Raw genomic sequence first — 21,124 nt, forward strand, 5'->3', positions numbered from 1 at the left:
CCCCGCGGGGGTGCCGGGGCCCACCCCCGCCTCCCGGGCCTCCGCCGAGGCCGCCACCACCGTGGCGCCGCGCGCCACGGCCACCGGCCGACCGCGCAGGGCGGGGTCGGCGCGGCGCGCCAGGGCCACGGGCAGATCGGGCAGCACCAGGGCGGCGATGTCGCGGGCGGCGGTCACGGCGATCTCCTCAACGCTTGCGGTAGGAGCGCATCTGGCCGATGACCACGCCCCGCACGCGCACCCGCTCGGCGGCGTACTCCAGGGGCGCGTAGGCGGCGTTGGCGGGCTCCAGCACCACGGTGGCGCCGCGGTGGTGGATGCGCTTGAGGGTGGCCTCCGCGCCGTCCACCAGGGCCACCACCACCTCGCCGTCCTCGGCGGTGTCGCGGCGCTCCACGATCACCCAGTCGCCGTCGAGGATGCCGTCCTCGGCCATGGAGTCGCCCCGCACCTCGAGGGCGTAGGTCTCGCCGCTGCCGAGGAAGGCCTCGGGGATCTGGATGGCCTCCGGGTCCTCCACGGCGTCGATGGGCCGCCCCGCGGCCACCCGCCCCAGCAGCGGCACGGTGGCCAGGCCGGGGGGCGCTCCGTCCACCAGCTCCAGGCCGCGCGCCCGGCCGGGCCGGGTACGGATCGCCCCCGCCGCCTCCAGGGCGGCGAGGTGCTTGTGCACCGTGGCCTTGGAGGCCAGCCCCGCGTCCCGGGCCAACTCCTCCAGGGTGGGCGCCACCCCGTCGCGGGCGACGGCGGCGCGGATCAGCTCGAGGATCTCCCGCTGGCGTGGCGTCATGGCCGGCGCTCCCGTTCCGTTCGTTCTCTATGTGTTCTCAATATAGGCAAACAGGAGGCGAACGGCAAGGGCGCGGCGGGCCGCCAATGGACACGCCCCCCGGCCGGCCCTACCCTGAAGGGCTCTATCCTCCCGGAGGGCGCCATGGAGACCATCCATACCGCCGAGTCGGTGGCCCGGGGCCACCCCGACAAGGTCTGCGACCAGATCTCCGACCGGATCCTCGACCGCCTGCTGGAGCGGGACCCCGGGGCCCGGGTGGCGGTGGAGGCGGCGGTGAAGACGGGGCTGGTGGTGCTGCTCGGCGAGGTGACCGCCGACGCCCGCACCGAGCTCTCCGCCTGGACGCGGGAGATCCTCGACGAGATCGGCTACCACCGCGAGGGCCTGGGCTTCAGCGCCGAGGCCGCGGGCGTGGTGGACGCCATCGAGGCCCAGAGCCCGGACATCGCCCGCGGGGTGGACCGGGAGGGCGGCGCGCTCGGCGCCGGGGACCAGGGGATCATGGTGGGCTACGCCTGCGACGAGACCGCGGCCCTGATGCCCGCCCCCCAGCATTACGCCCACCGCCTCATGGCCCGCCAGGCGGAGGCGCTGGACGCGGGCCGCCTGCCCTGGCTGCGCCCCGACGGCAAGTGCCAGCTCTCGGTGCGCTACCGCGACGGCCGGCCCGTGGGCCTGGACAAGCTCGTGGTCTCCCTGCAGCACGCACCGGAGGCCGATCCCGCCTCCGAGCGGGAGGCGGTGGTGGAGGAGCTGCTGCGCCCCGCCCTGCCGGAGGGCTGGCTGCCGGCCGCCGGAGACCTCCTCATCAACCCCACGGGCCGCTTCGTGGTGGGCGGGCCCAAGGGGGACGCCGGCGTCACCGGCCGCAAGATCGTCCAGGACGCCTACGGGCCGCAGCGCCCCCACGGCGGCGGCGGCTTCTCCGGCAAGGACCCCACCAAGGTGGACCGCGCCGCCGCCTACATGGCCCGCTACGCCGCCAAGAACGTGGTGGCCGCCGGCCTCGCCCGCCGGGCCGAGGTGCGCCTGGCTTACGCCATCGGCGTGGCCGAGCCCGTTATGGTGGCGGTGGACACCCTCGGCACGGGGGTCGCGGACGACCGGCGTCTGGAGGCGGTCCTCCGGGAGGTCTTCGACTTCACCCCGCGCGGCTGCATCGACGCCCTCGACCTGCGCCGGCCCCTCTACACGGACACCGCCCGCTTCGGGCACTTCGGACGCGACGAGCCGGCCTTCCCCTGGGAGCGCACCGACCGGACGGAGGACCTGCGGGCGGCCCTGGCCTGAGGCCCGGGCGGACCCGCCGTTTCCCTAATTTTCCGCGGGACCCCGCCGCGTTACGGTTCACCGGTAACCATCCGGTACGGGGGAGGGGCCATGCGCATCGCGGTGCTCGAGGCGGAATCCTGGGAGAGGACGGCCTTCGCCGACCTGGAGGCGGAGGGCCACCGGATCACCTACCACAAAGAGCCCCTGGAAGCGGCCAACGCCGCCGACTTCGCGGACGCGGAGGCCGTCTGCATCTTCATCTACTCGACGGTGGACGCCGGCGTCCTCGACGCCCTGCCCCGATTGCGCCTGGTGGCCACCCGTTCCACCGGCTACGACCACATCGACCTGCCGGCCTGTCGCGCGCGCGGGATCACCGTCTGCAACGTGCCCAGCTACGGCGAGAACACCGTGGCCGAGCACGTCTTCGGTCTGCTGCTGACCATCGGCCACAACCTCACCGAGGCCATCGACCGCACCCGCCGCGGCGACTTCTCGCCCCAGGGCCTGGAGGGCTTCGATCTCCGCGGACGCACCCTGGGCGTCATCGGCACGGGCGCCATCGGCCGGCACGTCCTGGAGATCGCCCGCGGCTTCGGCATGGAGCGCCTGGCCCACGACAAATACCCCGACGCGGCGGCCGCGGAGCGCCTGGATTTCCACTACTGCGACCTCGACACCCTCCTGCGGCAGGCCGACGTGATCAGCCTGCACGTCCCGGAGACGCCGGAAACCCGGGGGATGATCGACGAGGCGGCGTTCGGCCGGATGCGGGAGGGCGTGGTGCTGATCAACACGGCCCGGGGCAGTCTGGTGGACGTCCACGCCCTGCTGCGGGCCCTCGCGACGGGCAAGGTGCGCGCCGCGGGCCTGGATGTGCTCCCCGAGGAGCCGGTGGTCCGGGAGGAGCTGGAGGTCCTGCGCACCCTGTTCCAGCAGGAGTACGACTACCGCACCCTGCTGGCCGACCACGTCCTGCTGCGGATGCGCAATGTCTTCATCACCCCCCATTCCGCCTTCAACACCCGCGAGGCCCTGCAGCGCATCCTCGACGTGACCGTGGCCAACCTGCGCGGCTTCGCCCGGGACCAGCCGCGGAGCGTGGTGGCCGAGCCGCGCTCGGAGGGATGAGCGGAGCGCCCCCGGACAGCGCGGACACCTACGGGGAAGCTCCTAATTGGCGGAGGCGGCAGGCCCTGGTACGCAGGGGACATGGAAGCTTCAACCGCATCCCGCTCCGCCCCGGCGCTGACCACGCCCGTCTCCCTGGGGCTGCTGCTCCTCGTCCTCACCGGCCTCACCGCCTACCGCCTCCTGGTCCTGCTCGGCCTGGACCTGGGCCTGTACGGCGACGAGGCCTACTACTACACCTGGTCCCGGGAGCCGGACTGGGGCTACTACTCCAAGCCGCCCATGGTGGCCTGGCTCATCCAGGCCACCACGGCGGTGGTGGGGGACACCGCTCTGGGCGTGAAGGCGGGCTCGCTGCTGCTCTACCCCGCCACGTCCCTGGTGGTGTTCGCCCTCGCCAACCGGCTCTACGGGCCCGTGGCGGGCCTGCTCGCCGGGGTGGCCTTCGCCACCCTGCCGGGGGTCTCCTTCGGCTCCATGGTCATCAACACCGACGTCCCCCTGCTGTTCTTCTGGGCCCTGGGCCTGTGGTTCTTCCTGCGCGCCCTGGAGACGGACGCCCATCGGAACTGGCTCGGCGCGGGGGCGGCCCTGGGGCTGGGGCTGCTCAGCAAGTACACCATGGCCGCCTTCGCCGGCAGCGCCTTCCTCTACCTCCTGGCGGTGCCCGGACTGCGCGGCCGCCTGGCCCGGCCCGGCCCCTACCTGGCCCTGGGCGCGGGCCTGTTGCTGTTCCTGCCCAACCTGCTCTGGAACGCCCGCCACGGCTTCATCTCCTTCGTCCACACCGGCGAGATCTCCCGCCTGGACGCCCCCCTGTTCCACCCCGAGGAGCTGGCCGCCTTCGTCGGCGGCCAGTTCGGGGTCTTCGGGCCCGTGCTCCTGGGGGTGCTGGTGGCGCTCGTCGCGGGCCGGGGCGGAGGCTACCGCCGGGAGCCGGAGCGGATGCTGCTGGCCTTCGCCGTGCCGCTGCTGGCGGCGATCGCCCTGCAGGCCTTCCTCGCCAAGGCCAACGCCAACTGGGCGGCCCCGGCCTACCTGTCGGCCACGGTCCTGGTGGTGGGCTGGCTGGTCCGGGGCCAGCACCGGCGCCTGCTGGCGGCGGGGCTGGCGGTGAACCTCGCCCTGGGCGGGGTCCTGTACCACTACCAGGACGCGGCCCGGGCCATGGGGGTGGAGGAGGTCCCCGAGCCCCTCGACCCGCGGGCCCGCATCCGCGGCTGGGACGAGCTGGCAACGGCGGTGGAGGGCGCCCGCCAGCGCCATCCCGAGGCCCGCCTGCTGGCCGACAACCGCTTCGTCCTGGCCGAGCTGCTGTTCCACCTGCGGCCCCGGCCGGAGGGCTACGGCTACTGGAACCCCCGGGGCCCCATCAAGGACCACTACGCCCTCACCGCCGACATCCGCGGACGCCGGGGCGAGGACTTCCTGCTGGTGACGGAGGACGAACGGGCGGGGGAACGGCTGGCGCCCTATTTCGAGGAGACCGGGCCCGCGGGCCTGGCCCACGTGCGCCGCAGCGCCGAGGAGCGGGAGGGCTACTACTTCTGGATCCTGCAGGGGTTCCGCGGCTACGAGGCCGGCTCCTAGGAACCGGCCCCGGGGCCTGCCGCCGCCCTCAGGCGGCCAGCCCCAGCACCAGCTGCACCACGGACCAGATCACCAGCACGAACAGCAGGGTCATCACCAGCCCCGCCACGATGTAGGGCGCGGCCCGGCCGCTGCCGAAATCCCGTTCCTGGTTGCGCCGGCTCTGGACGCCGAACATGGCAGCCAGGACGCTGCCGATCACCTGGGGGAGGCTGGGTCGCTTCCGGCTTTCCTCCATGGGAATTCCCCTTCGCTGGGCTCGAACGGTGGTAGGCCTCTTCCGTTTCTACCCCCCTGCCCCCGGACAGCGCAAGGCCATTCAGCCCGCCCCCTGAGGGGCCTCGGCCCGCGGAGCGATGGACCCGCCGCGCTCGGCAAACAGCCGGGTGGCCCCGGCCACCGCGGCGGGCATGGCCACCAGATTGACCACGGGGATGCTGGTGACCAGGAGGGCCGCCAGCCCGAAGCCGAGGGCGGCGGGGCGCTCCCCGGCCACCACCGCCCGCTGCTCGCGGAAGGCCAACCCGCGCGCCGCCAGGGGGTAGTCGGCGTACTCCAGGGCCAGGAGCCAGGCGTTGAAGACCAGCCAGAGCACGGGCGCCGCCACGTTCAGGCCCGGGATGAAGGTGAGCAGCAGGAGGGGCACCGCCCAGCGCAGGGAGTAGACCAGCACGGCCACGGTGTTGCCTACGGCCCGGACCCCCTCGCGCAGGATCTGGGACCAGCCCCCCTCCGGTGGGGGCGCCCCGCCCGACTCCACCAGCACCCGCTCGGCGAGCAGGTCGTTGAAGGGAGCGCCGATGAGGTTGGTGAGGTGGACGTAGGTGAACACCCACACAAGCAGGATCCCGAGGGCGAACAGTGGCCACAGCAGCCACTCCAGCCAGTCCCAGCCACCCGGCAGGAGGGCTGCCATCCAGGCATCGAAGCCCCAGCCGAGCAGCGCGGCCAGGGCCACGAAGACCACCAGGCTGACCAGGACCGGGGCCGCCGCGTAGCGGCGCATGCCGGGGCGGGCGATGGTGCGGAAGCCGCCCCACAGGTAGCCCATTCCCGCGAAGAAATCGCGAATCATGCTGCCTCCCGTTGGTGTACCCAAACCCTCACCCGTTGCCCTCCCCGGCCCCCGCTTCCCCGGCGCGGATCAGGGCCAGGCGCGTCAAAACCGGCCCGGCCAGCTCGAAGACCACCGTGGAGCCGATCACCAGGGGCAGGATGGCCTCCCGCAGCTGGGGAAAGGCGTTGCCGGCCACCAGGGCCATGCCCAGAGCCACCCCGGCCTGCGGCATGATGGCCGGGCCCATCCAGCGCCGGATGGGGGGCGCGGCGCCGGCCAGGCTTCCCCCCAGATAGGCGCCCCCGAGCAAGCCCAGGACCCGCCCGCCGATGTAGGCCAGGCCCGCCAGGCCGATGTGGGCCAGCTCGCCCAGCTGCAGGGAGGCCCCGGCCAGCAGGAAGAACAGGATCATGAAGGGCCATTCGATGTGCTCGATCTCCGCGAACGGCCGGTCGTGATGGGAGGCCAGGTTGACGATGGTGGCCCCGACCACCAGGGCCGTGAGCAGGAAGGAGACCTCCAGCCACAGGGCCATTCCGCCGGCCAGCAGCACGACGCCGAGCGCCTCCGCCTGGGTGGGGCGTCCGGGACTCAGCCGCCCCGTGAGGTAGGCGGCGGGGATGCCCACCAACAGACCCAGCAGCAGGGCGCCCCCCACCTCCCGGAGCCCACGCCAGGCCACCTCCACCGCCGGCACCCCGCCTCCCGCCGCGACGGACTGGGCCACGGCCAGCAGCAGGGAGAACAGGATCAGGCCCCAGGCGTCGTCGATGGCCACGATCCCCAGCAGGGTATCGGAGAACCGGCCCCGGGCCTCCAGCTCCTCCACCACGTTGCTCACCGCCGCCGGCGCCGAGGCCGGGGCGACCCCGGCCAGCACCAGGGCCAGCGGCAAGGGGGCGCCCACCAGGAGCAGGGCGAACAGGACCAGGAGGGAGGCCCCCACGACCTCGAACAGGGAGATCGCCAGCACCGGGCGACCCACTTCCCGCAGATTGGCCAGGGACAGCTTGCCGCCCAGGAGGAACCCCACCATGAGCAGGGCCAGGTCGCTGACGAAGGGATACCACGTCTCGGCAGCCTCCGGCAGCAACGACAGGCCCGCCGGGCCGATGGCGACCCCGAAGACCACCAGTAGGGTCACGCGCGGCAGGGGCAGCCAGCGCGCGAGTAGGTCCCCGCACAGCCCCAGCAGCAGGAGGGCGCCGAGGGTAGTGATTACCAGACCGGGGCTTTCCATTACGTGCCTCCGGACCTCGAAGACCAGCGGTTCCCCCTATCCCAGGGGCCCTCGCCCCGGCCCGGGAGCCGGGGAGCTCCGGGAAAACTGCGGCAGCCGAAATCCGAGTGGCCGTAACCGCCCATTCCCGGCGCTCGGGGCGATGGTACACCCCATACGCATTCCTAAGGGATTACCCGGTGCCGTAAGGACCTCGGGCTTGTTATAGTCCCCGTTCTTTTTCCGAGGCCCTCCGTGGGGGACCTCCGCGCCACGGCTGGCGAACGCCCGGGGGCCGGCCAGTGCCGCCGCCCGGGACACCGCCCACCACCCACGTTTCGCCCCTCATCCAAGGAAGCGGACATGGTCCAAACCCTAGAAGTTGGCATCACCCTGGCCGTGGTCCTCGGCATCTTCGCCCAGTGGGTTGCCTGGCGCTTCGGCTTCCCGGCCATCGTCTTGCTGGCGGCCTGCGGGCTCCTGCTCGGCCCGGGGCTGGGCGTCCTGAACCCCACCTCCGACTTCGGGCCCCTCTACCACACGCTGGTGGGCCTCGCGGTGGCCATCATCCTCTTCGAGGGCGGGTTCAGCCTCAAGCGCAAGGAGATCGAGGGCGTTACCCGGGGGGTGATCCGCCTCATCTCCGTGGGGGTGGTGCTGGCCTGGATCCTGGGCTCCCTCGCCGCCCACTACATCGCCGGGCTGGCTTGGCCCCTGGCCATCACCATCGGCGCCATCCTGGTGGTCACCGGCCCCACGGTGGTCGGGCCGCTGCTGCGCCACGCCAAGCTGCAACCGCGACCCGCCTCCCTGGTGAAATGGGAGGGCATCATCAACGACCCCCTGGGCGCCCTGCTGGCCATTCTCAGCTTCGAGTACGCCCTGGGCCTGGGCACTGGCAGCGGGGAGGGCACCATCTGGGAGCTGTCCATCCAGCTCCTGGGGGCGCTGGTCTTCGCCTCCGTGCTGGGGGGCGGGGCGGGCCTGGCGCTGGGCCGGCTGTTCCGCACCGGCCTGGTACCGGAGTTCCTCAAGGCCCCGGGCCTGCTGGCCTTTGTCATGCTGGTCTACGTGGTGGCCAATACCCTGCTGCACGAGGCCGGCCTCCTGGCCGCCACCGCCATGGGGCTGGTCATGGGCAACATGGAACTGGCCGATGCCCTCGACCTGCGGCGCTTCAAGGAAAACATCGTCGTCTTCCTGGTGACGCTGCTGTTCGTGCTCCTCACCGCCGACATCGACCCCGATACCCTGGCCCGGCTGGACTGGCGCGCCCTGGCCTTCGTCGCCGCCATGCTGTTCGTGGTGCGGCCCCTGGCCGTGCTGCTGTCCACCGTGGGCTCGAGCATCCGCGGCGGCGAGCGCGTCCTCCTCGCCTGGGTCGCCCCGCGCGGCGTGGTGGCGGCGGCCATGGCCGGGATCCTGGGCGAAAGCCTCTCCCACGCGGGCTACCAGCACGCGGATCTGATCTTCCCCCTGGTGTTCGCCATCATCCTCACCACCGTCCTCCTCCACGGCCTCACCATCCGGCCGCTGGCCAACCGCCTGGGACTGACCGCGGGCAGTCCCAATGGCCTGCTGCTGGTGGGGGCCAGTCCCTGGTCCATCCAGCTGGCCCAGCGGCTGCACGAGGAGGGGGTGCGGGTGATCCTGGCGGACCCCTCGTCCCATCGCCTGAGCGCCGCGGACGCGGTGGGCGTCCCCACCCACGTGGGCGAGGTCCTGTCCGACCTCGGCCGGCAGCAGCTGGATTTGGCCGGGATCGGCAACCTGCTGGCGGCCACGGACAACTCCGCCTACAACGCCCTGGTCTGCACCCGCTTCGCCCACGAGCTGGGCCGCAACCACGTCTTCCAGCTGCCCGCGGGCAAGGGCACCGAGGAGGAGACCCCGGAGTTCAGCCACGAGGTGCGCGGCCGGACCGCCTTCAGCGACGACGCCACCTACGACGAGATGACGCGGCGCTACTACCTGGGCTGGCACTTCGACGAGCTCCACGTCACCGGCACCCGCTCCGGCCCGCAGTGTCCGGAGGGAAGCGAGACGCTCCTCATCCTGCGGCGCAACGGCGACCTGACCCTGCACTCGCCCGGCTGGACCGGCGAGCCCCGCCTGGGCGACCGGGTGTTCTGCTACATCCCGGCTCCCGAGGAGGAGGAAACCCCGGAGCAGGCGGCCCTGGGCGCCCAGTAGGACGGCAGGCGGCCGCCGTCGGGCAACGCCCCCCGCCGCGCGGGGGGCGTTCTACCGTTCGCGCCCTTTCCCCTCCCCCGCCCCGGGGCTCCGCCCCTCCAGGTGGAGTGCCGCCTTGGCCATGAGGTGGGCGCTCACCGGCGCGGTCAGGAACAGGAACAGGATCACCAGCAGCTCGTGGAGGCTCCACCCGGAAGCGGCGCTGAAGTGGACCATGGAGGCGATGAGCATGCCGCCCACCCCCAGGGTGGTGGCCTTGGTGGGGCCGTGGAGGCGGGCGTAGAAGTCGGGAAGCCGGGCCAGTCCCAGGGAGCCGATGAAGGCGAAGCCCGCCCCGATCAGCAGAAAGGCCGCCACGATGAGCTCGATGACCATTAGCCCCTCCTATTCGATGATGTCGCCGCGCAGCAGGTACTTGCTGAAGGAGATGGTGGTCACGAAGCCCAGCAGGGCGATCAGCAGGGAGGCCTCGAAGAAGGCCGTCCCGCCGCGCAGGACGCCCAGCAGGATAAGCAGGGAGATGGTGTTGATGAACATGGTGTCCAGCCCCAGGATGCGGTCCGGCAGGGTAGGCCCCCGCAGGATCCGCCACAGGCTCAGGACCATGGCCACCACCATGAGGGCCGCCGCCGTCCAGCCGGCATACACCAGGATCATGGGAAGATCTCCTCGATCAGCGTCTCGTACCGTTGCCGGATGCGTTCGACGAGGGCCGCCTCGTCCTCCAGGTCCAGGCAGTGGATCCACAGGCGGCCCCCGGCGCGATCCACGTCCACGGTCACGGTACCGGGGGTCAGGGACAGGAGGCTGGAGAGGACCGTCACCGGCACCTCCCCGCGCACCCGCAGGGGGTAGGCGACGAAGGCGGAGCGCGGCCGCCGGCCGAAGCGCAGGATCAGCGCCGCCACCGACAGGTTGGCCACCACGATGTCCGTCAGCAGGCGCCCCAGCAGCCGCGCCACCAGCAGGGGACGGCGCGGGTAGGCGGCGGGCCGGGACCAGAAGCCATCCGTGAACAGGGCCACCAGCCAGCCCACCACCAGTCCCGCCGCCACCACCCCGAGGCTCAGGTGATTGTGCAGCAGGACCCAGAACCCGGCCAGCACCAGCACCAGCCAGGGCCGGGGCAGCAGACGCTCCACCACGCTCACGGCCGGCTCCCCTCCACGGTAGCGTTCTCCTCGCCCAGCACTGCCCCCACGTAGGCGGCGGGCTGGCGGAGATCCTCCGCCGCCCGCTCCGCCCATTGGGCCGTCGGGCCGGCCGCCAGGGCCAGGATCAAAGTGGTGAAGACCAGGGCCACGGTGGGCCCCAGAGAGCGCGGGCCCGCCGCCCGCACCGGGCCGGGATCCAGCCCCTGCTTCCAGAACAGCGTGGAGCCGGCTCGCGCCAGGGGCACGATAACCAGCAGGCCGCCCACCAGCACTCCGACGAAGACCGCGACCATGTGCGGCTGCTCGACGAAGGCTTGCAGGATCAGCAGCTTGCCGAGGAATCCGCTGAAGGGCGGCAGCCCGGCCACCCCGATGGCCGCCACGAAGAACAGCAGACCCAGGGCGGTGGGCTGGGCCAGGGCGGCCCCCGCCTGCAGGCGGTCCCCCAGCGGGGCGCGCTGCCGGGCGATCACCCCCACCAGCAGGAACAGCCCCGCGCTGAGCAGGGTGGTGTGGAACAGGTAGTACAGGGCGGGCCCCGTGCCCTGCCCTTCCCGGCCGCCGAAGCCCAGCAGCAGGGTGCCGATGGAGACCAGCATCAGGTAGCCCACCATGGTGTTGAGGCGGGCGGCGCCCAGGGTGCCGAGCGCCCCCACCAACAGGGTGGCCAGGCCGGCGTACAGGAGCATGGTCTCCAGGCCGGGGCCCTCCAGCGAGCCGAACAGGAGGCTGTCCAGGCGGAGGATGGCGTAGATGCCCACCTTGGTCATCACCGCGAACAGGGCCGCCACCGGTGCCATGGCGGCCCCGTAGGCGGCCGGCAGCCACATATAGACGGGGAAGACCGCCGCCTTCAGGGCGAACACGGCGAGCAGCACCATGCCGCCCGCCCGGGCCAGGTCGGCCCCCTCCGGCGCCAGCTCCGGCACCCTCCTTGCCACGTCGGCCATGTTCAGGGTCCCGACGGCGCCGTAGAGCACCGCCAGCCCCACCAGGAACATCAGCGAGGCCACCAGGTTCAGGGTGACGTAGTGGAAGGCCGCCTTGCTCCGCCGCCCCCCGCCCCCATGGAGCAGCAGCCCGTAGGAGGCGATCAGCAGGATCTCGAAGAAGACGAACAGATTGAAGAAATCGCCGCTGAGGAAGGCGCCGTTGAGCCCCATGAGCTGGAACTGGAACAGCGGATGGAAGGCCCGGCTGTGGGTGTCCGCGCCGGCCGTGGCGTAGATCAGGCTGCCCAGGCCGATGACCGCCGTCACCCCCAGCAGCGAGGCGCTCAGCCGATCCAGGACCAGGACGATGCCCAGCGGCGGGGTCCAGCCCCCCACCTGGTACACCTGCGGTTCCTGGGCGGCGGCCTGCAGCAGCCAGGCGCACACCGCCACCAGCACGAGCGTGGCGGCGATGCCGAGGCCACGCAGGACCCGCATCTCCCGAAACGCCAGCTGCAGGGCGGCCACGGCCAGAGGCAGGACCACCGGCGCGATGATCAGGTGCTCGCTCATGCCCCCTCCCGGCGGCCATCCACATGGTCGCTCTTCAGGGCGCGCCGGTTGCGCAGGGCCAGAATCAGGACGAAGGCGGTCATGGCGAAGCTGATGACGATGGCCGTGAGCACCAGCGCCTGCGGCAGGGGATCGGCGTGAGCCTCCGCCTCGCCGCCCACCAGGGGCGGCGCCACCTCCAGAGGGAGGCCGCCGGAGAAGAACAGCGTCAGGTTGGCGGCGTGGGAGAGCAGGGTGATCCCCAGGATCACCGAGAAGGTCCGGGCCCGCAGCACGAGGTAGACCCCGCAGGCCGTCAGCCAGCCCACCGTCAGCGCCACTACCAGGGCCATTCCCTACCCTCGTCTTCCGGTTGGTCGTGGGCGGGGAAGAAGCGACCCTCCAGCTTCTGGCCGAGCCGGCCCAGCTCGGCCAGGATCAGGGTCACCGCCCCCACCACGGTCAGGTACACGCCGATGTCGAACAGCAGCGTGGTGGTCAGGCCGAGGTCGCCGAGCAGGGGCGGATGCAGGTGGGCGTGGGCGGCGGTCAGGAACGGCTCCCCCCAGGTCCAGGCCAGCACCCCGGTGGCCGTGGCCACTCCCAGGCCGGCGGCCAGGACGGGGCGATAGCGCAGCCGCAGGCGGTCCCGCGTCCAGCGGCTGCCGCTGGCCAGGTACTGCAGGATCAGGGCCATCCCCGTGACCAGGCCGGCCACGAAGCCCCCCCCGGGCTCGTGATGGCCGCGCACCAGGAGGAACAGCGACACCACCAGCGCCAGGGGCAGGAGGCCGCGCGAGATGGTCACCAGGACCAGGGGATGGACGTCCGGGTCCCAGCGCCTGCCGCGCAGGTCCGGCCCCGGCGGGATCAGGAAGCCGCGCAGCATGGTGAGAACACCCACCGCGGCGATGGCCAGCACCGTGATCTCGCCGAGGGTATCGAAGCCCCGGAAATCCACCAGGATGGTGTTGACCACGTTGGCGCCCCCGGCATCGGGAAGGCTGCGCTCCAGAAACTCCGGGCCGATCCGCCCCGGGTCGGAAGCCAGGGCGCGCCACAGCAGCCCGCCCACGGCGATCCCCGCCAGCCCGGCCACGGCCGCGTCCCGCAGCCGGCGCGGCGGGGTCGAGTCCACGGGGCTGCGCTGGGGCAGGAAGTACAGCGCCAGCAGCAGGAGCACGCCGGTCACCAGCTCCACCGTGAGCATGGTGAGGGCCAGGTCCGGGGCGGCGAAGCGCACGAAGAGCAGGGCCACTCCCAGGCCCACCACTCCCAGCCAGAGCACCGCCAGGAAGCGTCGCCGCCGCAGGACCACGGTGGCCCCCGCGCCCAGCGCCAGGCCCAGGGCGATCAGCACCGCGGAGGGGCCGGTGCCCGGCCCCGCTTCCGGAACCAGAAAGGGCCGCGTGGCCGCCGCCCACCCCGCCCCCACCAGCGCCAGCACGGCCAGCAGGAACAGGAGCTGGTAGCGCTGCAGGGAGCCGTTCTCCAGCCAACGGGTCACGCGCCCTCCGCCCCGCACCGCCGCGGCCTCGGCGCGCACGAACCAGGCCTGCATGTCGAGCTGCGGGACCAGGCGGTCGTGCCAGCGGTAGACCCGCTGCCGGGCCGTGTAGAGCAGGACCCCGCCCACCAGCGCCGCCAGGCTCATGAAGAAGGGCGGGGTGAGACCGTGCCAGATGGCCAGGTCGAAATCCGGTAGCCGGCCCGGCACCACCTGCTCGGCGGCCATGGCCAGCCAGGGGGCCACGGTCAGTCCGGGCAGGATGCCCACCAGCAGGCAGAGGGCCACCAGCACCTCGATGGGCACCCGCATGTAGCGCGGTGGCTCGTGGGGCGTCTTGGAAAGCCCCACCGGCTCGCCGTTGAAGAACACGTCGTGGATGAAGCGCAGGGAGTAGGCCAGCGCGAACACCCCGGACAGCACCGCCCCCGCCGGGAGGAGCAGTCCCCAGGCGGCATGCAGCCCCGTCTCCAGGGTCTCGGCGAAGAACATCTCCTTGCTCAGGAAGCCGTTCAGCAGGGGCACCCCGGCCATGGCGGCGGCGGCCACCATGGCCAGCAGGGCGGTGTGCGGCATGTAGCCGAACAGGCCGTTGAGCTTGCGCATGTCGCGGCTGCCGGTCTCGTGCTCGACGATGCCCGCGGCCATGAACAGCGAGGCCTTGAAGATGGCGTGGTTGATGATGTGGAAGACCCCGGCCACCGCCCCCAGCGGCGTGCCCAGCCCGAACAGCATGGTGATCAGGCCCAGGTGGCTTACGGTGGAGTAGGCCAACAGGCCCTTGAGGTCGTGCCGGAACAGGGCGAAGAAGGCGCCGAACAGCAGGGTCAGCAGGCCCGCCCCGGTCACCAGGACGAACCACAGGTCGGTCCCCGCCAGGGCGGGAAACAGCCGCGCCAGCAGGAAGACCCCGGCCTTCACCATGGTGGCCGAGTGGAGGTAGGCGCTCACCGGGGTAGGCGCCGACATGGCCCGGGGCAGCCAGAAGTGGAAGGGGAACTGGGCCGACTTCGTGAACACCCCCAGCAGGATCAGCCCCAGGATCCAGGGGTAGGCGGGGTCGGCCCGCACCGCCTCCCCCGCCGCCAGCACCGTGGTGAGGTCGTAGCCGCCGGCCACCGACCCCAGCAGCAGCACCCCCGCCAGCAGGGCCAGCCCGCCGCCGCCCGTCACCACCAGGGCCATGCGCGCCGACTGGCGGGCGCTTGGGTCGAGGTTCCAGAAGCCGATGAGGAGGAAGGAGCTGAGGCTGGTGAGCTCCCAGAACAGCACCAGCAGGAGCAGGTTCTCCGACAGCACCACCCCCAGCATGGAGGCGGCGAAGAGCAGGAACAGGACGTAGAAGCGGTGGAGGGGGGCCCGCTCGGGCAGGTAGTAGAAGGCGTAGAGCACGATCAGGAGCCCGATGCCCAGCACCAGGAGGACGAACAGCAGGCTCAGCCCGTCCAGGCGCAGGGCCAAGTCGAGCCCGGCGGCGGGTAGCCAGGACCAGCGCTCCACCAGGACCCCGCCGTCCCGGGCCGCACCGGCGACGGACAGGGTCGCCACCACGGTCGCCCCCAGCACCGCCGCCGCCCAGCCGGCGGTGGCGCGCAGCCGCCGGTGGCCGCCGATCATGGGCAGCAGGGCCCCCAGCAGGGGCAGAAGGACCACGGCGAGCAGGCTCATTCCATCGCACTCCCACCACCACTTGGGCCGTCAGGGGGTTGGCGCCGGAGCCTAAAACGCCCCCGCCCGGGGGAGGCGGAGGCGCAGGGAACAGGCGTCTACCACGCTAGATGAGGCCGTAGGGTGTGTCCACCAGATTGTCCGCGGGGTCCAGGACCCAGTCCACGGAGAAGCCGTCCTCCTCGGGGTAGAGCAAGACGTGGGGGCGCTCGGTCATGTCCTCCAGAATCATGCCCACCTCGGCGGGGTCGCAGACGCCGCCGTGGCGGCGCAGGTGGCGGACCCGCAGGTGGTCGCGCCCCTCCACCCGCACCAGCACCGGCCGCGGCAGCTCCAGCGGCAGGATGTGCTCGCGCACCAGCCACTGGACGGGATACAGCCGCCGCGCGGGAGTGTCCGGCCGGAAGGCCGGCTGCCTGGCGTCGATGCGGAAGTGCCCGCCGCCGCCGGGCTCATGCACCAGCTTGCCCAGCCAGCCCTCGGGAAAGCCCTCGTGCACGATCAAGGTCCGCCCCGCGTAGCGGTCGAAGAAGGCCCGCTTCCGGGCCTGCAAGTCGGGCACCGGGGCGAGGCGGTCCCACGCCCGGCGCATCCATGCGGTGACCATGGCCCCATCTACTCCGTCGGCGGTTGGACGCCCGGCCCGGGCGCCGTTGTCAGGAGTCGGCCGCCGGGCAGGTCCCGGTGGAGCAGGAGGAGGCGTTCTCGCGCTCCTTGGCGCTGGAGTAGCCGTCCTTGTACCACCCGCCACCCTTGAGCACGAAGGAGCCGGCGTTGTTGAGCTGCTTGCGCAGGGAGGGCTCCTTGCATTCGGGGCATTCGGTGAGGGGATCCTCGCTGATGCGCTGCTTCACCTCCAGCTGGTGGCCGCACGACGCGCAGGCGTACTCGTAGGTCGGCATGGATCACTGTCCTCCGTTGGGCGATGGCGTTGGGTAACCGGTGTCTATATAGGGGCTGTGGGGCCCGATTACAAGCCTCGGACCGTCGGGACCGGGTGGAGTTCATCCCGCCCGCAGGCGCAGGTACACCTCCGGCAGCCGCTGCGGCAGCTCGTCCACCCGGTCCAGGACCAGGTAGTGGCCCGGGCCGAAGATGGCCGGCAGGTAGTCGGAGCCGGAGGGGTCCAGGGTCAGGCAGAAGGGGTGGATGCCCCGGTCCACCGCCTCCTTCACCGCCATGCGGGTGTCCTCGTGCAGGTAGCGGGGGTCGCCGCCGTCGTCGTAGTCCGCGGGCCGGCCGTCCGACAGGATCAGCAGCAGGCGGCGCTCGGCGCTCACCCCCGCGAAGCGCCCGCTGGCGTGGCGGATGGCCGCCCCCATGCGGGTGGCCAGGCGGCCGTTGATGCCGGCGATGGTGCCGCGCACCTGCGCGTCCAGGGCCTGCCCGAACTCCTTGATGGGGTAGTAGCTTACGCTGTCGCGGTACTTGGAGGCGAACCCGGCCAGGGCGTAGGGGTCGCCCAGGGTGTCCAGGGCCTCGGCGAACAGCAGCATGCCCGCCCGCAGGCGGTCCACCACCCGGCCCTCGCCCGACTCGCAGGGGGCCATGATGGAAGTGGACAGGTCCGCCAGCAGGAGCACCGCCGTGTCGCGCTCCACCCGGGCACGGTGCTGATAGACGTAGGGCTCCGGGGCGTTGCCGGCGCGCTTCTCGGTGACGAAGTCCATGGCCGCCTCCACGTCCAGCTCCTCGCCGTCAAGCTGGCGGCGCAGCGGCGCCGGACGCTGGGGCTTCTGCATCTGCAGGGCGCGCTTGAGGCGGGTCAGGGTGTCGCCCTGGGCGGCCAGCATCTCCGCGGCGGCGGACGGGTCGGCGCCGTCCAGGGGCTTCTCCTGGATCCAGGCCCAGTCGGGCTTGTAGTCCCGGTCGCGGTAGTCCCATTCCGGGTAGCCCACGCCCACCTGGTCGGCCCGGCGCTGGCGGCGCTTCCCGGACACCGCCGTGGCGGTGTTGATGCCGGCGCCGATGCGGCCGCCGCTGCCCCCGGTCTCCTCCGGCGGCATGGACCAGTCGGGATCCTCCTGGGTCTCGCCGCCCTCCTGCTCCTCCTGGCTGGCCGCCTCCTCGCCGCGGCTCTCCTCCAGGTCGTCGGCGCCCGAGGCCTCCTCGTCCTCTCCCCCGTAGCTGCGGGGATACACGGGCCGGGAGGCGTTGGGGCCGCGCCCCGGCAGGTAGGCCCGGTCCCGGTCGGCCATGTCCGGCGTCGGCAGGTCCCCTTCCTCCTCGTACAGCCGGTTGGCGATGCGAAAGGCATCCACCAGGGTGGCGCCGGGCTCCAGCAACGGCTGCAGGCGCGCGTCCAGCTCCGCCTCGCCGAGGGCGCCGCGCACGCTGTCCCGCGCCAGGCGCCAATAGGGGGCAGCGTTGCCCTCGGGCTCGCCCCCGGCCTCGGCCAGCCGCAGGAGGCGGTGCAGGTGGCCCGGGATGATGCCGTCCAGGGCCGCGTCCACGCGCAGGTCCTCGCACAGGTCGAACAGCAGCTGGAAACGGAACAGCTCGTCGCCGTAGGCGGCGTAGAGCGGCCGCCAGGTGATCCGCTGGCCGTCCTCCAGGGGGGGATGGGCCATGCCCGCCTCGGCGAACAGGGCCTCGATGGCCTCCCGGTCGTAGGTGCCCTGCTCCAGGTGGCCGGCCACGTGGAAGACGGCGAGCAGCGCCTCCTCGCGGCTGGGGAATACCGCCGGCAGATAGATGGCCTCGCCGTCCGTGTCCGCCAGGGGCCGGCCCTCGCCCGGGATCCACTCGCTCTCGGCGAAGGGATGGGCGCGGCCGAACCAGGCCGCCTGCAGCATCTGCAGCAGCCGGGCGTGCTCCCGCACGCGGTAGCCGGGCACCGCCTCCAGCAGCAGGCCCACGCTCTCGGCGCTTTCCAGGCGGAAGTAGGCCTCGCCGCGCTGGCGGGAGGCCTGCAGGATGTCCGCGCCGCGCCGGGCCCACTGGTCCAGGCCCTCGGGACCCACCAGGTCGCGCACCCGCATGGCGCCGGTGACGTAGCTGCCCAGGGCCACGCGGCGTTCCTGGAACAGCTTCTCGGCGGGGGCCAGGAGCTCCTCCATGCCCGCGGCCCCCTTGCCGCCGGCGAGGTCGCGCCAGGGGGTGCGGAAGTAGCTGGTGCCGGAGTCCAGATGCCGCTCCAGCCAGCGGATGCCGAGCTCGAACCAGGTGCGCTCGCCCTCCGGGCCCAGCTCGGCGTAGACCTCGCCCACCTGGGGCATGAAGGCCTCCAGGGCCTTGTAGGAGCCCCGCCAGCGCAGGAACTCCGCCGCCTGCTCCACCCAGTCCAGGCAGTCGCAGGCGGCGACGGCCTGCTCCGTATTGCGGATGAAGGCCTTGCCCGCCTCGCGGTCGTGGAAGAACAGGTCGCGGGCGTGCTCCAGCCAGTGCAGCGCCGCCTCGGCGCCGAACCGCTCCTGGACCGTGGGCAGGACCTGGGTGGAGTCGCGGTGGGCGACGAAGCTCACCCCTTCCAGGTGCTGGCGGATCTCCTCGATCTCGAGGAGGGCTTCGTTCTCGGTCATGGCTTCTTCACGGATTATTGAACCGCCAAGTACGCCAAGGGCGTCAACAAAACGACTCAAAGAAAGGCGATACGGAAGAACCTTCCCCGTAATCCGGAGGCGGCCAACCACCCTGCCTTTTCAAGGTCTTCTTATTTGTCGTTTCGCCGTCCTTGGCGTCCTTGGCGTCCTTGGCGGTTGCATTCCTGCCGTCTACGCCGTGGCCTCGGCGCCGAAGTGGGTGCGCATGATCTCCATCAGCGCCTCGGCCAGCTCCGGATCGTCGGTGATGGGGGCGACCATGGCGGCGCGGCAGGCCTCCAGGGGCGCCATGCCGGCGTGGATGAGCTGGCCGGCGTACACCAGGGCGCGGGTGGAGGTCACCTCGTCGAGGCCGTGGTCCTTGAGGTTGCGGGCCTGGCGGCCGGCGGCCACCAGCTTGTCCAGCAGCTCGCCGTCGAGGCCCTCGGACTCCTTGGCCACGATCTCGCGCTCCACCTCCTCGGAGGGGTAGTCGAAGTTGTAGGCCACGAAGCGCTGCTTGGTGGAGGGCTTCAGGTCCTTGAGGACGGTCTGGTAGCCCGGGTTGTAGGAGATCACCAGCATGAAGTCCTCGTGGGCGTCGATGATCTGGCCCTTCTTGTCCAGGGGCAGCTGGCGGCGGTGGTCGGTGAGGGGGTGGATCACCACCGTGGTGTCCGTGCGCGCCTCGACGATCTCGTCCAGGTAGCAGATGGCGCCCTCCTTCACCGCCTTGGTGAGCGGGCCGTCCTGCCACACTGTCTCCTCGCCCTGCAGCAGGAAGCGGCCCACCAGGTCGGAGCTGGTGAGGTCCTCGTGGCAGGAGACGGTCACCAGCGGCCGGCCCAGCTTGTGGGCCACATGCTCCAGGAAGCGGGTCTTGCCGCAGCCCGTGGGCCCCTTGAGCATCACCGGCAGGCGCTCGTCGTAGGCGGCCTGGAAGAATTCGATCTCGCCGCCCTGGGCGGCGTAGAAGGGCGCGTCGCCGTCCTCGGGGGCCTGGATCACGTCCCGCTCCACGCCCCGCAATCTATCGATGAACTTCTTGACCATGATCGGGCTCCTCGTCTCGCCCCGCGCCGGACCAACGCCCGCGGATTTCCGAGCTTCAGTATCAGGAAACGCGCTAATATACCAGTCCGGACCTCGGGGGGCGAAACGCGTTTCGGGGCTATTCCCCGGCTTCCACGGCCCCGGTCTCCTCCTTGGCCGTCGCGGCCAGGGCGCCCACCGTCACCGAACCGAGCTCCTGTTCCAGGAGCCGGTCCATGCGCTCCATGAGCCGGTCCGCCACGGGGTCGGCCCGCAGCCGATAGCGGGGCGGCCCGGCGCCTCCGGAGGAGCGGGTCACGGCGTCGATCACCTCCTTGACCGGAAGGGAATGGGGATCCCGCGCCGGCAGGTAGGCGGGGGGCCGGCCTTGAGTGGGGGCGACCAGGCCGGCCCCGTGCAGGTCCTCCAGCACCCCGAGAAGGGGATTGCCGGGGACCCCCAGGCGGGCCTGCAGGGTCTCCAGGGTCCAGGGGGCCTGGCCCCGCTCGAAGGCCCGCGCCACCAGGAGCATTGCGGTGAGCGCCGCCCGCTGCCGGGGCTTGCCGCGCAGGGGCGTGCCCGGCTCGGGCTGGCCCAGGTACTCGGGGTGCTGGAAGAAGAAGGTGATCCGCGCCCCCACCAGCATGATCAGCCAGCTCAGGTAGAGCCAGATCATGAACAGCAGGCCGATGGCGAAGCCCGAGTAAATGGCCGCGTACCGTGCCGAGCTGGCCACGAAGGTCCCGAAGATCCAGCCGGAAAGCTGCCAGAGGACGCCGGCCACCAGTCCGCCGGTGAGCGCGTTGCCGAAAGGCACCCGGGTATTGGGCACCAGGAGATAAACCAGGGTGAAGGCCCCCACCACCAGGGCCACGGGCACCAACTGGGACAGCAATCCCAGCACCGTGCCCAGGGGCTCCAAGCCCCAGATGGCCCGGAGCCATGGAGATTCCAGGGCCCGAGCGGTCATGCCGGCGGTGGTAAAGAGCAGGATGGGACCGCCGAAGATCACGCTCAGGTAGCCGCTCACGCTCTGCGGCCAGCTGCGGGCCTCCCGGATGTCCCAGATGAAGTTGAAGCTGGTCTCGATCTTATAGATCAGGGAGCCCACGGTGAACAGCAAAAAGGCCAGGCCCACGGTGCCCAGCACCCCCACCTCGATGTTGTCCACGAATTCCAGGATGCGCTCGGCGAAGCCCCGCCCCTCGGGCCCCAGCGGGGCGAGAAACCCCAGGAGAACCGGCTCCAGACGGTTCTGCATGCCCAGGGCCGTGAGCACCGAGAACCCAAAGGCCAGCAGGGGCGCCAGGGAAAGCAGGGTGGTGTAGACCAGGCTGGTGGTGTGGCGGGTAAGGGCGCCATCGTAGAGGTCCAGGGCGAGGGCCCAGAGGATCTGGCCGGTGCGGACCAGGACCCGGCGCCGCCAGGGAAGGGCGCTCACCTCCTGGCCCCAAAGGGCCCGATTCAGCCAACGGGCTGCCCGTTCCCAGCGACTCGCCATGG

The 21,124-nt window shown here is 71.9% G+C and carries 19 protein-coding genes and 1 pseudogene; 4 read left to right on the top strand and 16 right to left on the bottom strand.

What is annotated here, in order from left to right:
- Together ACLFRB_RS02445 and lexA are read right to left on the bottom strand one after the other, a co-directional pair.
- Positions 1-177 (bottom strand): annotated as a pseudogene (locus tag ACLFRB_RS02445) (DNA polymerase IV); the annotation flags it as partial.
- A gap of 10 nt (positions 178-187) precedes the next feature.
- Entirely contained in the window at positions 188-790 is a 603-nt protein-coding gene (lexA, locus tag ACLFRB_RS02450; RefSeq protein WP_411067411.1) for a transcriptional repressor LexA, read from the bottom strand.
- Positions 791-934: 144 nt separating this feature from the next.
- On the opposite strand from lexA, the gene metK reads away from it, so the two are divergent.
- From metK to ACLFRB_RS02465, 3 genes are all read left to right on the top strand, one after another.
- The gene (gene metK, locus ACLFRB_RS02455; RefSeq protein WP_411067412.1) at positions 935-2,083 is read left to right on the top strand and encodes a methionine adenosyltransferase; all 1,149 of its coding nucleotides are present in this window, start codon (positions 935-937) and stop codon (positions 2,081-2,083) included.
- A 90-nt stretch (positions 2,084-2,173) separates the two neighbouring features.
- Positions 2,174-3,196 (top strand): hydroxyacid dehydrogenase, encoded by a 1,023-nt coding sequence (locus ACLFRB_RS02460; protein ID WP_411067413.1) that lies wholly within the window; start codon positions 2,174-2,176, stop codon positions 3,194-3,196.
- Positions 3,197-3,277: 81 nt separating this feature from the next.
- Entirely contained in the window at positions 3,278-4,786 is a 1,509-nt protein-coding gene (locus tag ACLFRB_RS02465; RefSeq protein WP_411067414.1) for a glycosyltransferase family 39 protein, read from the top strand.
- 28 nt (positions 4,787-4,814) lie between these two features.
- Here ACLFRB_RS02465 and ACLFRB_RS02470 read toward each other — a convergent pair whose 3' ends face one another.
- From ACLFRB_RS02470 to ACLFRB_RS02480, 3 genes are all read right to left on the bottom strand, one after another.
- Complete coding sequence (locus tag ACLFRB_RS02470) at positions 4,815-5,024, bottom strand: DUF2970 domain-containing protein (protein ID WP_411067415.1); 210 nt, start codon at positions 5,022-5,024, stop codon at positions 4,815-4,817.
- An 81-nt stretch (positions 5,025-5,105) separates the two neighbouring features.
- The gene (cysZ, locus tag ACLFRB_RS02475) at positions 5,106-5,861 is read right to left on the bottom strand and encodes a sulfate transporter CysZ (RefSeq protein WP_411067416.1); all 756 of its coding nucleotides are present in this window, start codon (positions 5,859-5,861) and stop codon (positions 5,106-5,108) included.
- Positions 5,862-5,889: 28 nt separating this feature from the next.
- Positions 5,890-7,083 carry a cation:proton antiporter gene (locus tag ACLFRB_RS02480; protein ID WP_411067417.1) on the bottom strand — a complete coding sequence of 398 codons (1,194 nt, stop codon included), beginning with the start codon at positions 7,081-7,083 and terminating at the stop codon, positions 5,890-5,892.
- A 342-nt stretch (positions 7,084-7,425) separates the two neighbouring features.
- Between ACLFRB_RS02480 and ACLFRB_RS02485 the strand changes: the two genes are divergently transcribed.
- Positions 7,426-9,255 (top strand): cation:proton antiporter, encoded by a 1,830-nt coding sequence (locus tag ACLFRB_RS02485; protein ID WP_411067418.1) that lies wholly within the window; start codon positions 7,426-7,428, stop codon positions 9,253-9,255.
- A gap of 51 nt (positions 9,256-9,306) precedes the next feature.
- Here the strand turns inward: ACLFRB_RS02485 and ACLFRB_RS02490 are convergent, their stop codons facing one another.
- The 11 genes from ACLFRB_RS02490 to ACLFRB_RS02540 all read right to left on the bottom strand — a co-directional run bounded on the left by ACLFRB_RS02490 (position 9,307) and on the right by ACLFRB_RS02540 (position 21,122).
- Positions 9,307-9,630, bottom strand: a complete 324-nt coding sequence (locus ACLFRB_RS02490; protein ID WP_411067419.1) for a Na+/H+ antiporter subunit G — start codon at positions 9,628-9,630, stop codon at positions 9,307-9,309.
- A 9-nt stretch (positions 9,631-9,639) separates the two neighbouring features.
- Positions 9,640-9,912, bottom strand: coding sequence for a K+/H+ antiporter subunit F (locus ACLFRB_RS02495; RefSeq protein WP_054965581.1), 273 nt, complete (start codon positions 9,910-9,912; stop codon positions 9,640-9,642).
- Positions 9,909-10,406, bottom strand: coding sequence for a Na+/H+ antiporter subunit E (locus ACLFRB_RS02500; protein ID WP_411067420.1), 498 nt, complete (start codon positions 10,404-10,406; stop codon positions 9,909-9,911). Before ACLFRB_RS02500 ends, ACLFRB_RS02495 begins: the two co-directional genes overlap by 4 nt.
- Positions 10,403-11,914 carry a monovalent cation/H+ antiporter subunit D gene (locus ACLFRB_RS02505; protein ID WP_411067421.1) on the bottom strand — a complete coding sequence of 504 codons (1,512 nt, stop codon included), beginning with the start codon at positions 11,912-11,914 and terminating at the stop codon, positions 10,403-10,405. Before ACLFRB_RS02505 ends, ACLFRB_RS02500 begins: the two co-directional genes overlap by 4 nt.
- Positions 11,911-12,246, bottom strand: a complete 336-nt coding sequence (locus ACLFRB_RS02510) for a Na+/H+ antiporter subunit C (RefSeq protein WP_411067422.1) — start codon at positions 12,244-12,246, stop codon at positions 11,911-11,913. The genes ACLFRB_RS02505 and ACLFRB_RS02510 overlap by 4 nt, the downstream gene beginning before the upstream one ends.
- Positions 12,234-15,068 (bottom strand): monovalent cation/H+ antiporter subunit A, encoded by a 2,835-nt coding sequence (locus ACLFRB_RS02515; RefSeq protein ID WP_411067423.1) that lies wholly within the window; start codon positions 15,066-15,068, stop codon positions 12,234-12,236. Before ACLFRB_RS02515 ends, ACLFRB_RS02510 begins: the two co-directional genes overlap by 13 nt.
- Before the next feature lie 106 nt (positions 15,069-15,174).
- A complete protein-coding gene (locus tag ACLFRB_RS02520) occupies positions 15,175-15,675 on the bottom strand; it encodes a hypothetical protein (RefSeq protein ID WP_411067424.1) in 501 nt (166 codons plus the stop codon).
- 49 nt (positions 15,676-15,724) lie between these two features.
- A complete protein-coding gene (locus ACLFRB_RS02525) occupies positions 15,725-15,970 on the bottom strand; it encodes an FmdB family zinc ribbon protein (protein ID WP_411067425.1) in 246 nt (81 codons plus the stop codon).
- Positions 15,971-16,072: 102 nt separating this feature from the next.
- Positions 16,073-18,589: a nitric oxide reductase activation protein NorD gene (locus ACLFRB_RS02530; RefSeq protein WP_411067426.1), complete on the bottom strand. Its 2,517-nt coding sequence runs from the start codon at positions 18,587-18,589 to the stop codon at positions 16,073-16,075.
- Between the two features lie 192 nt (positions 18,590-18,781).
- On the bottom strand, positions 18,782-19,642 hold the full coding sequence (locus tag ACLFRB_RS02535) for a CbbQ/NirQ/NorQ/GpvN family protein (protein WP_411067427.1): 861 nt from the start codon (positions 19,640-19,642) through the stop codon (positions 18,782-18,784).
- 118 nt (positions 19,643-19,760) lie between these two features.
- Positions 19,761-21,122, bottom strand: coding sequence for a YhjD/YihY/BrkB family envelope integrity protein (locus tag ACLFRB_RS02540; RefSeq protein ID WP_411067428.1), 1,362 nt, complete (start codon positions 21,120-21,122; stop codon positions 19,761-19,763).
- Positions 21,123-21,124: the final 2 nt, after the last annotated feature.

Source organism: Thiohalorhabdus sp. (assembly GCF_046545655.1).
GTDB lineage: Bacteria > Pseudomonadota > Gammaproteobacteria > Thiohalorhabdales > Thiohalorhabdaceae > Thiohalorhabdus.